This is a genomic window from Spirillospora sp. NPDC049652, from assembly GCF_040675125.1.
Lineage (GTDB): Bacteria > Actinomycetota > Actinomycetes > Streptosporangiales > Streptosporangiaceae > Spirillospora.
In genome coordinates this window covers 1-11,318 of the sequence record NZ_JBFAOF010000152.1, presented here as the reverse complement: position 1 = coordinate 11,318, position 11,318 = coordinate 1, and the positions used below count along the sequence as shown (strand labels likewise).

General features: G+C 74.6%; 7 protein-coding genes. 5 read left to right on the top strand and 2 right to left on the bottom strand.

All coding sequences use genetic code 11. The features are described from left to right. From AB0J52_RS13285 to AB0J52_RS13275, 3 genes are all read left to right on the top strand, one after another. Nucleotides 1-3,649, top strand: a 3,649-nt coding sequence (locus AB0J52_RS13285; protein WP_500181834.1) for an SseB family protein, incomplete at its 5' end; no start/stop codon positions are given. Continuing rightward, entirely contained in the window at nucleotides 3,646-4,014 is a 369-nt protein-coding gene (locus tag AB0J52_RS13280) for a UCP033725 family protein (protein ID WP_500181833.1), read from the top strand. The genes AB0J52_RS13285 and AB0J52_RS13280, both read left to right, overlap by 4 nt. Nucleotides 4,015-4,209: 195 nt before the next feature. Further along, nucleotides 4,210-5,199 carry a hypothetical protein gene (locus AB0J52_RS13275; protein ID WP_500181832.1) on the top strand — a complete coding sequence of 330 codons (990 nt, stop codon included), beginning with the start codon at nucleotides 4,210-4,212 and terminating at the stop codon, nucleotides 5,197-5,199. A gap of 110 nt (nucleotides 5,200-5,309) precedes the next feature. On the opposite strand, the gene AB0J52_RS13270 is transcribed toward AB0J52_RS13275, so the two are convergent. Further along, nucleotides 5,310-6,128 (bottom strand): TrmH family RNA methyltransferase, encoded by an 819-nt coding sequence (locus AB0J52_RS13270; protein ID WP_500181831.1) that lies wholly within the window; start codon nucleotides 6,126-6,128, stop codon nucleotides 5,310-5,312. 17 nt (nucleotides 6,129-6,145) lie between these two features. Beyond that, on the bottom strand, nucleotides 6,146-7,273 hold the full coding sequence (locus tag AB0J52_RS13265; RefSeq protein WP_500181830.1) for an endonuclease/exonuclease/phosphatase family protein: 1,128 nt from the start codon (nucleotides 7,271-7,273) through the stop codon (nucleotides 6,146-6,148). A gap of 417 nt (nucleotides 7,274-7,690) precedes the next feature. Here AB0J52_RS13265 and AB0J52_RS13260 point away from each other — a divergent pair, with 417 nt between their 5' ends. Continuing rightward, the gene (locus AB0J52_RS13260) at nucleotides 7,691-10,177 is read left to right on the top strand and encodes a substrate-binding domain-containing protein (protein ID WP_500181829.1); all 2,487 of its coding nucleotides are present in this window, start codon (nucleotides 7,691-7,693) and stop codon (nucleotides 10,175-10,177) included. A 577-nt stretch (nucleotides 10,178-10,754) separates the two neighbouring features. Further along, a partial coding sequence (locus AB0J52_RS13255; RefSeq protein WP_500181828.1) for an RNA polymerase sigma factor occupies nucleotides 10,755-11,318 on the top strand: 564 nt, incomplete at its 3' end.

Here is an 11,318-nt window from a genome sequence, read left to right as displayed (position 1 = left end):
GGACGCGGACGAGCCGTGGGAGGAGCTCCAGGGCCGGCACCGCGACCTGCCTCGCGCCGAGCCGCGCCCGGAGTTCCAGCCCGCCAACGACGTGGAGCGGTCGCTGCTGCGCGCCGCGTCCGACAACGACCACGACCTCTTCCTGCAGACGCTCGCCGACGCCGAGGTGCTGCTGCCGGTCGGCCCGGACGCCGACTTCACGCTCCGTCCGGGGCGCGCGGGGTTCGCCTGGCAGACGCGCGAGGTGGACGGCGCGACGCTCGTGCAGGTCTTCACCTCCCCCGAGCGCCTCGCCGAGACCTCCGGGCCCGGCGCCGACTCGATCCGCGTCCCGTTCCCGCTCGTGCTGCGCTACTGGCCGGACCACGCGAACGCGCTGGCGGTCAACCCCGGCTCCCCGGCGGGCGGGACGATCCTGGCCGAGCAGCTGCCGGGCCTCGCGACCTGGGCCGACCAGCGCGCCGCGCGCCGCATGTCGGAGGAGTTCGAGGCGCAGAACGAGGTCGAGCAGCGGCTGTTCGACGCGGCGGTGCGCCGCGACACCGACGCGTTCTTCAAGGTCCTGCTGGGCTCGCAGGTGCTGGTCCCCGCCGACCCCGAGACGCCGTGGGGCATCACCCCCGACGACCCGGAGTTCCCGTGGCGACCGGCGCGCGTGCACGGGCGCGTCGCGATCCAGCTGTTCACGTCGCTGCGCTGGATGAACGAGGCGGTCGGATCGTCCCGGTTCGTCATGCCGACCTTCCTGGAGGTCGTCGCCGCCTGGCCGGACGCCGACTGGACGCTCGTCCTGAACCCCGGCACGCCGGTGGACGCGGCCATCCCCGGCGAGCAGGTCCGCGCGCTGAGCGGTCCCGCCGAGCCGTCCCCCGACCAGGCCGCCGCCGAGACCCCGTTCCCGGCCGCGCCGCTCGCCGACACCCCGGCCCCGAAGCCGGAGGCGTCCGCCGAGACCGGCCCGGTGCCGTTGAGCGCGACCGCTCCTGAGCGCACCGACACGCCCGCGATCGCGGACGCTGGCGGACAGGCGAACGTCCCCGGCTACGCGAGCACGCCCGAACGCACGGCCGCGGACGCGCGCACCGACGCAAGTGCCCTGACCGGCGCGACACCGCACGCGGACGTCCCGGAAAGCGCGGGAGCCGCCGGGCGCACGGACATTCCGGACGCGTCCGACCTCATGCAGACCGTCGTAGACGCGAACCCGGAGCCGCGCAGCCACGCGGCCCCGTCCGGCCTCCCCCACGTGGACGCGGCCGGACGCCCGGACACCTCTGAGCTAGCAGGGGAGGCGACTCGTACCGCCGCCAACCCCGTGAATGTCCCCGGCCACGCGCACGCGGATGCGCATGGGCAGGCGGACACGAGCGCTCGCGTGGACGCGGTCGGAGGCGCGGACGCCGCCGGACGCGCAAGTGAAACTGACAACGCCGCCCCCGCCGGACATGACGCGCCCGCCTCTGCGGCCGCCGCCGAACGTCCCGACGGCCTCGGCCAACCCGTCCCGGCCGAGCATGCGGACACGGCCGGTCACCCGAGCCGCGCCGGACAGGCGGACGCCTCCGACGGCACCGCCGCACCGGGACACACGAACATCCCCGGCCGGGCAGAGACGGCCACCCCCGCGGACACGCCCGGATACACAAACGTCGCCGAACAGGCGAACACGGCTGACCGTGCAGACACCCCCGGTTACGCGGACACCGCCGCCCAAGCGGACACAGCCGACCGGGCGGAGACGACCGGATACGCGAACGTCGCCGGACAGACCGACGCAACCCACCGCGCCGAAAGCACTGGCCAAGCAGACGTAGCCGACCAGGCAAAGGCGACTGGATATGCGAGCGACGCCGGACAGGCGAACGCGGCAGCACGCCCGGAAGCGGCCGCACCGGCGAATGTGGCCGACGCTGGGCAGGCTGCGACGGCCGGGTCCGCCGATATCGCCGTACGCACGGAGACCGCCGGGCGTGTGGACGGCTCCGTACCGGAACGCGCGGTTGGACGCTCCGGGCCGGATCCGGCCACGGCGGCGGAGCGTCCGGCGGACGGCGGACCCCGGGCGGAGGACGAGGCCGAAGGCGGGGCCGAGCCGGAGTTCGAGCCCGGCAACCGGATCGACCAGGAGCTGTTCGAGGCGGCGCTCGCCGGTGACTCCGACGCGTTCCTGCGGGTGCTGCTCGCGGCGAACGTGCTGGTGCCCATCCCGCAGGACGCGCCGCTGGAGGTGACGCCCACGCAGCGGGAGTTCCGCTGGGAGGCGGCGCTGCGCGGCCCTTCGGCCGTGCAGGTGTTCACCTCGCTCGTCCGCCTGCGCGAAGTGCTTCCGGAGTCGCGGTTCGTGTACGCGGACTTCCGTGAACTGATCGCCGCGTGGCCGCGCGACGACTGGGCGATGCTCCTCAACCCGCGTACCCGGATCGGCGCGTCCCTGCGCGGTGACCAGGTGCGGGCGCTCAGCGAGTGGGCGATCCGCGTCGGGCTCATCCAGCCCGTCCCGGAGCCCGAGCCGGACCCGTCCACGCTCACGGCGTTCGCCCACGCCCCGGAAGCCGAGCCCGGCGCGGTCGCCGACCAGGGCGCGGTCGCCGAGGCGGGGACGGCCTCGGCCGCGGACGGCCGCGCCATGGGAGCGCACGACGGCCGCGCCGCCGCGTCCGGTGAGCACGCCGCCAATGCGACGGCACCGGCCGGGCCGCGCCCGGCCGCGCCGACCGGCCCGGAGACCGCGGAACGCGGCGGCCGAGGCGTGGCGGCGCGGGACGACGCCCTCATCCGGCCGTCCGGCCAACACGACAATGTGGCCCCGACCCGCGATGCCGCGGTGTCCGACGGATACGCGGACGGGACGGTCGGGTCCGAGCAAGCCGCTCCCGGTGAGTATCGGCCCGGTGCGTCCGGGGAGTTCGAGTCCCCGGAGCGCGATGTCCCGGTGGCGCGGGTGCCCGGAGGGCCGGGGGTCGAGGTTCCCCGGGGACCGCGCGCGGGGGTGCCGGGGATGCCCGGCGGGTCCCGTCCCGGTGCTCCCGACGTGGCCGGAGTCCGGCAGGACGACGCGTTCGACGGGGTCGCGGCGTTCGGGGGCGCGGCCGACCGGCGGCGGGCCGCCGAGCCGGACGGCGAGCTCGGCACCGAACCGACGATCATGCAGAAGGTCGTCCCGCACGCCCATGTCGCCTGGTACCTGGACCAGGGGTACGACCGCGTGGGCGGGTTCGTCCACCCGACGTCGGACGTCGCGGAGCTGCTGACCCCCGGCCAGTTGTACGAGACGCTCGGGCTGCTGTACGAGGAGTCGCCGTTCTCACCGGCGGACGACTCGGTGCACGTGATCCGGTGGCCGGCGTACTGCCCGGACCTGTACCGGGTGCCGTTCGGCGGGAGCACCGAGGAGGACGTCGCCTCCTGGGGCGAGGCCGGATGGGTCGTGGAGCGCCCGCCGTTCGGCGGGGACGGTTTCGCGCCGGGAAGCGCGGGGTCGATCCGGGAGTACAAGGTGGACAGCGTCCGGCTGCCGTTCGGGGCGGAGATGTACGTGCTCGGCCGGGACGGCTCGGAGCGGTTCGTCGCGATGTACGACCCGGACCGGCTGGCCTGGCTGCGGCCGGAGGGCGCGACGCCCGCCGGCCGGACGGAGGTGGCGCGGTGATCCGGGACGGGTACGTGGCCCGCTGGCTCGGCCGGGAGTTCGAGGCCGTGCCGGGCGCGGACGGGGAGATCCGGCTGTACGCGCCGGAGCCGACCGACGGGTTCGAGGAGCTGCGGCCGGACCGGTTCCGGCGGGTCGTCCCGGCGTTCGAGCTGGAGTCGCTGCGCTACGTCCGGACGGTGTGCCGGTGGCGCGGTGAGCCGTTCGTGGTCGTCGGCGAGCACGACGGCTGGACGCGGGTGGAGTACGCGGGCGGCCGGTCGCCGGTCGCCGAGGCGCTCGGGCTGGAGCGGATCGACCAGGGCGTCTGGCAGGCCTGGGCCCCGAGCGGGGAACTCCAGGACGTGCGCGAGGAGTTCATCTGACGGTAGTGTCCTGGATGCCCGTCCGAATCGGACACGGGGTTGATTTCAGCCTTGGATCCGTGTTCGCATGATTCCGGGATCGAGTCCTGGGTAGAGCGGGACTCGGGCGTTCGACGACGACGCGACGGAGGTGGCTCGGGCGTGGCTTCGCGGCGGGCAGGCGTACCGGCACTGAAGGGTCTCGGAGCGGCGGCGGTGGTCGCGGTCGGGGCCTGCACGGTCCTCGCACTCCCGGCGGCGGCCGACCCGACGCCGAGTGACTCTCCGTCCGGTTCCTCGTCCCCGGCGGCTCCGCCGTTCGTCCTGAGCGTGGCGGTCGCGCAGGACCAGGTGAAGGCGGACCAGACCGCGACGGTCGTGGCGACCGTGACCGGCGGCGGCGGCGACTTCTCCGGCGTCCGGGTGCTGCTGAGCACGGCCACCTCGCACGTCGACCTGGACGTGCCGTCCTGCGGCAAGGGCGCGGCGCTGAGCGCCTCCCACGGCTGCGGCTTCGACGGCGTGAAGGGCGAGTCCGTGACCGCCCTGCAGAGCTTCACGCTCGCCTCCAAGTACGTGAAGAAGAAGACGCCCGTCACGGTGACCGCCTCGGTGGTCCAGGACGGCAAGACGGTCAAGTCCGGCGGCGGCACGGTGGTGTTCACGCCGCTCGCGAGCCCGTCGCCGACGCCGTCCAGCCCGAAGCCGACCAAGCCGGGCAAGCCGTCCGACCCGCCCGTCAAGTCCAAGCCGACCTCCAAGAGCCCGAGCCCGACCAAGAGCACGACGGGCACCGGCGGGGGCAACGGCGGCGGGAACAACAACACGACCGTGACCGGCAACCGCAACGGCTACGTCCCGCCCAACCCGAACGGCTCGTTCGACGGGACGAAGAGTCCGCAGGTCGCGCTGCCGCCGATCACCGGCGGCAACGCGCCGAGCCCGTCGGTCGCCACGCCCGACACCTCCCTGGCGACGCCGCAGAGCACGCTGCGCGCCAACAAGGCCCCGGTCGCGCAGGAGATGGCCTTCCAGCGGGTCGCCAGCACGCAGATCGCGTGGCTCGCGGCGCTGCTGGTGGCGTTCTCGCTGCTCCTGACGCAGCTGCGGCTCGGACGCCGGCCCGCCGCGCCGGGCGCGTCCGCCGGGAAGCACGCCAAGGGCGGCGCCCACCGGCGTCCCCGCAAGGGAACGTTCGGCAAGTAGCCCGTCCAGCCTCCGGCACGTAACCCGCTCAGCCTTCGGCGAGTAGCCCGCTCAACCCGCGCCCGCCCAGTCCGCGCACGCCCGCACCGCGGGGTCGCGGACCTGCGGGTTCAGCGGGAGCGGACGAGGTCGTGGCAGGCGATGGCCGCCGCCGCGACGACGTTCAGCGAGTCCACGCCGTTGGCGAGGGCCGCGTCGCTCATCGGGATGCGGACGAGCCGGTCGGCCTCGTCCATCCAGTGGGACGAGAGACCGTCGCCCTCCGAGCCGAGCATGAGCGCGGCGCGGTCGCCGAAGTCGGCCTCGTCCAAGGGCACGGCGGACGCGTCGGGCGTGAGCGCGAACAGCGAGAAGCCGGCGGCGCGCAGGACGCCCAGGTCGTCCCGCCAGTTGGTCATCCGCGCGTACGGGACGGCGAACACCGCGCCCATCGAGACCTTCACCGAGCGGCGGTAGAGCGGGTCGGCGCAGCGCGGGGCGAGCACGACCGCGTCCACCCCGAGCGCCGCCGCGCACCGGAAGATCGCGCCGACGTTGCCGTGGTCGACCAGATCCTCCAGGACGAGGACGCGGCGGGCGGTGGCGACGACGTCCTTCACCGGCGGGAGCGGGAGCCGTCCCATCGACGCGAGCGCGCCGCGGTGGACCGGGAACCCGGCGACGGCCTCCACGACGTCGTCGTCCGCGACGAAGACCGGGGCGTCGACGCCGTCCAGGACGTCGGCGAGCGGGTCGAGCCAGCGGCGGGCCATCAGCAGCGACCGGACAGGGTGCCCGGTGCCGACCGCGCGCCGGATCACCTTCTCGCCCTCGGCGATGAACAGCCCGTGCTCGGCCTCCAGGCTCTTGCGCAGGTTCACGTCCCGGAGCCGGGTGTAGTCGGCGAGGCGCGGATCGGCGGGGTCGGTGACCGGAACCTGGTGGACCATCCCCCTATTGTGCCTGCTCAGGGGAGTCGCAGGCGCGCGAACAGGGCGCGGTGGTCGCTACCGGGCAGATCGTAGATCTGGACGGAGTGGACGGCGCAGCGCCGGTCGAGCAGCACGTGGTCGATGGTCAGCGGCGGGCGCGACTGCCCGAGCCCCCAGGTCGGGACCAGTCCCCGCCCCGCCCGGTCGGCGGCGTCGGCGTAGCCGCGTCCGATCAGGCGGCGGAGGGTGGCGTGGTCGAGCGTGGCGTTGAAGTCGCCGGCGAGGACACGGGTCACCCCTCCGGCTCCGCCCGGTCGCGCGGCGCCGCCCGCGGGTGCGGCGGTGGCCGTGCCGCCGCCCGCCGGGAGTTCGCCCAGGTCGCGCTTCCAGTCGCCCAGCGACTCGGCGTTGATGGGCGGGACGGGGTGGACGGCCGTGATCTGGACGCGCCGTCCGCCGGGCAGGGTGAACTCGGCGGACGGCATCGCCATCTGCGTCTTCGGCAGGGACGGCAGCGCCCGCAGCGGGTACTTCGAATAGAGGCCGGATCCGGCCGCGCCCCAGCGGGTGTCGGTCACCTTGTAGGGCAGCAGCTTCGTCAACCCGGCGTTCTCGTACTTCGCGACGGCCTCGGGAGGGAACTCCTGGAGGCTGAGGACATCGGCGTCCGTCCGTCGCACGAGCTCGACGATCCGGGCCGGGCTGCCGTTGCCGAACATCAGGTTCGCGGTGAGAACGCGCAGCTCAGGGCCTTGCGCGGCGGGTTGGCCGCTCGGTATCGCGCGCGGCAGGACGGCGGCGAGCAGCCCGGCCGCGACCAGTCCCGCGGCGATCGCGGCACGCGGACGGCGCAGCACGAGGGCGGCCGCGACCGGGATCGGCGCGGTGGCCGCGACATACGGCGTCACGGCCAGCACCGGCGCGGCGAACACTCCGAGCCCGGGAACGCGATCGCCGTCCGCCCAGCGCATCAGCGCGAACGCACCCCAGGCTGCCACTCCTCCCCACGCCACCCACGTCCGCCAAGCCCGGCCGCCGGCCCGGACGGGCGCGGGAGTGGGGGCGGAGGTGGCGGGGGTTCGGGTGTTGTCGCTGCTCGCGGTGGTCGTCGCGGGCCGGTCCGGTGCGCGGTCGGTGGCGCCGTCGCCGCTGGTCTCGTCCACACCCGCTCCCCCGGTCGCGGGGCCCTCGGCGAACCCCGTCGTGTGAAGCCGTTCCGTCCCCATCCTCTGGGACGAACGGGCGCGGACGAGAGTTGCCCCGCCGTCCTAACCGCGTCCAGGAGTCTTCGCCCGGTCCGCGCAGACGTGTCGCCCGGCCCGCGCGGACGTGTCGTCCGGCCCTCCGGAGGCCTCGCGCGGGCCGTCCCGAGGCGTCGTCCGGGCCCTCGGATCCCCTTTGCGGACCGGCGTTCCGGACGTGCCGGGCACCCCGCCGGGGGCCGCGCCGACGCCATGAACCAACGAGACAAATGCTCATGACCTGCGTCATCATCGTTTTTAGCAGTCTTTGTCACCGCCGGGACGTACTACTACAGTGCCGTGGAACATCCACGGGTTTCTGCTGAATCGAGGACAGCCGTGAACGGACGTCATCGCAATGACCTCCCGGAAGGGACGCCGGGCGACGGCGGGCGCGACGGCGCCCGGCCGCCCCACGGCCCTGCCGACGAGGGCCGGGCGTCCTCCGACTGGTTCGCCCCCCGCGAGGGCGGGCCGGACGGGCCGCGGCAGTCCCCCGGCGGGGCCGGCGAGTCGGGCGGGTACCTGTTCGGGCCGTCCGCGCCGCCGGGTTCGGGCGGCTACCCGTCGATGCCGAGCACCGGGCAGAGCGGCGGTTACCCCACCGGTCCCGGTGGCCCGGGCGGGCCAGGCGCGGGCGGCGCGGGTCCGGAGACCTCGCCTGAGTGGTTCTCTCCCCGGCAGTCCGGGCCCCAGCAGACCTTCGGCGGGCCGGGCGGGTTCTCCGGCGCGTCCGACCCGGGCGGTTACGGCCTCGGACGGCAGGCCGCCGCCGGCGGCGAGTACGGCGGCGGACGCTACTCCGACGAGGCCGCGCAGTACGGATCGGACGTGGCCCGGTACGGTCAGGAGGGCGCTCCCCGCCGGGGCCCGCTCCGGTCCGGGTACGGCGACTCGGGTTACGGCGACGAGGACGAACTGCTCAACCGGTCCGGCGAGCGCCCGACCGGGTTCTTCGGCGGACGCGCGGGCGGCACGGGCGACGGCCCGGGCGGCTCCGGCGGATACGGCGGGTCGGGCGGTTACGGCGGCGGCTCCGGCGGATCGGGCGGATACGGCGACGGGTCGGGCGGGTACGAGCAGGGCCGCCGCAGGCGCAAGCGGAGCCTGTCCGCGCTGATCGGGCCGATGGCGGGCGCGGTCGGCCTGGCGCTGCTGCTCGGCGTCGGCGTGTACGCGTTCGCCGAGAGCGGCGCGGGCTGCTCGGGCGGCAACGCGATCGACCTGAGGGTCTCGGCGTCCCCCGACATCGAGCCGGCCGTGACGAAGGCGGCCGGGCGGTTCAACGACGACCGGCACAAGGTCGGCGGGAAGTGCGTCAAGGCGACGGTCACCAAGAGCCGGCCGTACGAGGTGTCCACGGTGCTGTCCGGGACGGCCGTCGACCAGGGCGGCGACCAGCGTCCGGACGTGTGGATCCCCGACTCCTCGCTGTGGACGTCGCTCGTGCGCGGCGCGTCCAAGGGCGGCGCGGCGATCCAGCCGACCAAGACGTCGGTCGCGCGCAGCCCGCTCGTGATCGGGCTGCCGCAGACGCTCGCCTCGACGCTGCGCAAGCAGGGCGTCACGGCGACGCCGTCGTGGGACAACCTGCTGAAGGCGGCGGGCGGCGTCCAGGGCGGCGGTGTCACCAAGAACCAGATGATCCCGCCGAACATGATCCGGCTGCTGGTGCCCGACCCGGGCCGCAACACCGCGGGCATGTCGGCCCTGATGGTCACCAACATCCTGCTGACCGGCGACGCCAACAAGGCCTCGATCTTCACCGGGATCGTCCGGACCGTCCGGGAGAGCACCGTCCCGACCGTGGACGACCAGTTCAAGCAGTTCCAGAAGGGACGGCGGTCGCGGCAGCCCGTGGCGCTCGCCCCCGAGCAGGCGATCTACCGGTACAACAAGGGCAACCCGGCCGAGCCCGCGCAGGCGCTGTACCCCGACGACGGCACGCTGATGTTCGACTACCCGTTCACCGTCACGACCACCGACGGCGACCGGCAGAAGGCCGCGCACCTGCTGGAGCAGGCGCTGAACACCGACGCGACCAGGTCGGACGTGCGCGAGCTGGGGTTCCGGTCGGCCGACGGCAAGGCGCCGTCCTCGTTCACGCCGAAGCTCGGCGTGACCCCGGGCCGGGTGCGCCAGCTCCCGGCGCCGAAGCCCGCGGACGTCACCGAGGTCATGCAGGCGTGGTCGAAGCTGTCGCTCGGCCTGCGGATGCTCACCCTGATCGACGTGTCCGGCTCGATGGTCGCGCCGGTCGGCCCGAACACCAACCGGCTCCAGGCGATCCAGCAGGTCGCGCAGGGCGGGCTGAGCATGATGTCGAACGACACCGAGCTCGGCGTCTGGGTGTTCTCCACGAACATGGGCAGCGGCGGCGTCCCCTACAAGGAGGCCGTGTCGGTCGGGCCGCTCGGCGAGCGGATCGGGTCCAGCACCCGGCGGACGATGATCCTGTCGCAGTTCCAGCAGATGAAGCCGAAGCCGGACGGCGACACCGGCATCTACCGGTCGGTCCTCGCGGCCTACAAGTACATGAAGCGGACCTACAAGCCGGAGTTCGGGACGTCGATCGTGCTGCTGACCGACGGCACCAACGACGACAAGAAGGGCCCGTCGCTGAAGGAGACGCTCGCCAAGCTGAAGGCCGAGAAGGACCCGAACAAGCCGATCCAGGTCAACATGATCGGCTTCGGCCCGGACACCAACCCGGCCGAGCTGAAGCAGATCGCGCAGCTCACCGGCGGTGACGTCGAGGTCGCCAAGACCCCGCAGGAGATCAGCCGGATCTTCCTGGCCATGCTCTCCCGCCGCATCAAGCAGTAGCGGGCCCCGCGCCCGCACCCGCGCGCCGTCCACCGGCCGCGAGACGGACGGCCCCGCCGACGTCGCCCGCGAGGGCGGCCTCGGCGGGGCCGTCCGGCGTCCGGCGGGTCGTCCTGCTCCCGGCGGGTCGTCCGGCTCCCGGCGGGTCGTCCGGCTTCCGGTGGGTCGTCCGGCAGCCGGCGGCGCGGGGAATGGCCGTTCCGCGCGCCGCCGGACGACCGTTCCGCCCCCCTCGCACGCCCGTTCCCGCACGTCACGCACGGGGTCACCGGCCCGCCCGAAATCCCCGAAATTTCTCTCGCAACCCGTGTCAACCGGACGGCCGGGTCGGCCGTCTTTCTGTGTGGAGGCCCGACGGGGAGCGGGGCCGTCGGGCCTCCACACACTTCGCCACTTCTCCGGCGGGCCTTCCCCGGCAGGTCGTCCGACCTTCCGCCCGTCCGCGGCTCCAGCGTTCCGCCGAGTGATCCGGCGGCCCCCCGGCGGCACCCCCCGCACGCCGCCCCGGTTCCGCAGCACGGTTCCTCTGCCTCGAGCGCGCCCCCGAATTCCCCTGCCCAGCCCGCGGGAGGACCTCGTGACAGGTTGGCCCACGCTCGACCGCCTGGACGACGAACGGCTCGCGCGCTCCCTGGCCAGATCCGGGGCGCACGTGCTGTCCGGACCGCCGCCCGGCGACGCGACCGCGCCGTTCCCGGCGGCGGACACCGACGCGCTCGCGCGCCTGGTGGACGCCTACGCCGCCCGGTTGTTCGACTACTGCCACGCCCTGCTGCGCGACCAGGACCAGGCGGCCCGCGCCCTGCACGCGGCGCTGCTCACGGCCTACGCGCACGCCGGGCGGCTCACCGATCCGGCGGCCTTCCGCGCCTGGCTGTACGCGCTCGTCCGGAACGAGTGCGTGCGGCGGCTGCGCGATCCGCGGCGTCCCGCCGAGCGCCGCGAGGCCCCGGAGGTCGAGGACCTCTTCCTGGACGACGCGGAGCGCGCCCGCCGCCTGGCGACCCGGCGGCTCGTCCACGCGGCGCTCGGCGGCCTGCGCGGACCCGAGCGGGAGTCGCTCGACCTGCTGCTGCGGCACGGCCTGGACGACGCCGAGGTCGGAGCCGTGCTCGACCTGCCCCCGGCGCGGGCCGCCGAG

Coding starts and splice junctions, on each gene's coding strand:
- AB0J52_RS13270 (WP_500181831.1), bottom strand. CDS start 6,128: ATGGTCCACCAGGTTCCGGTCACCGACCCCGCCGATCCGCGCCTCGCC.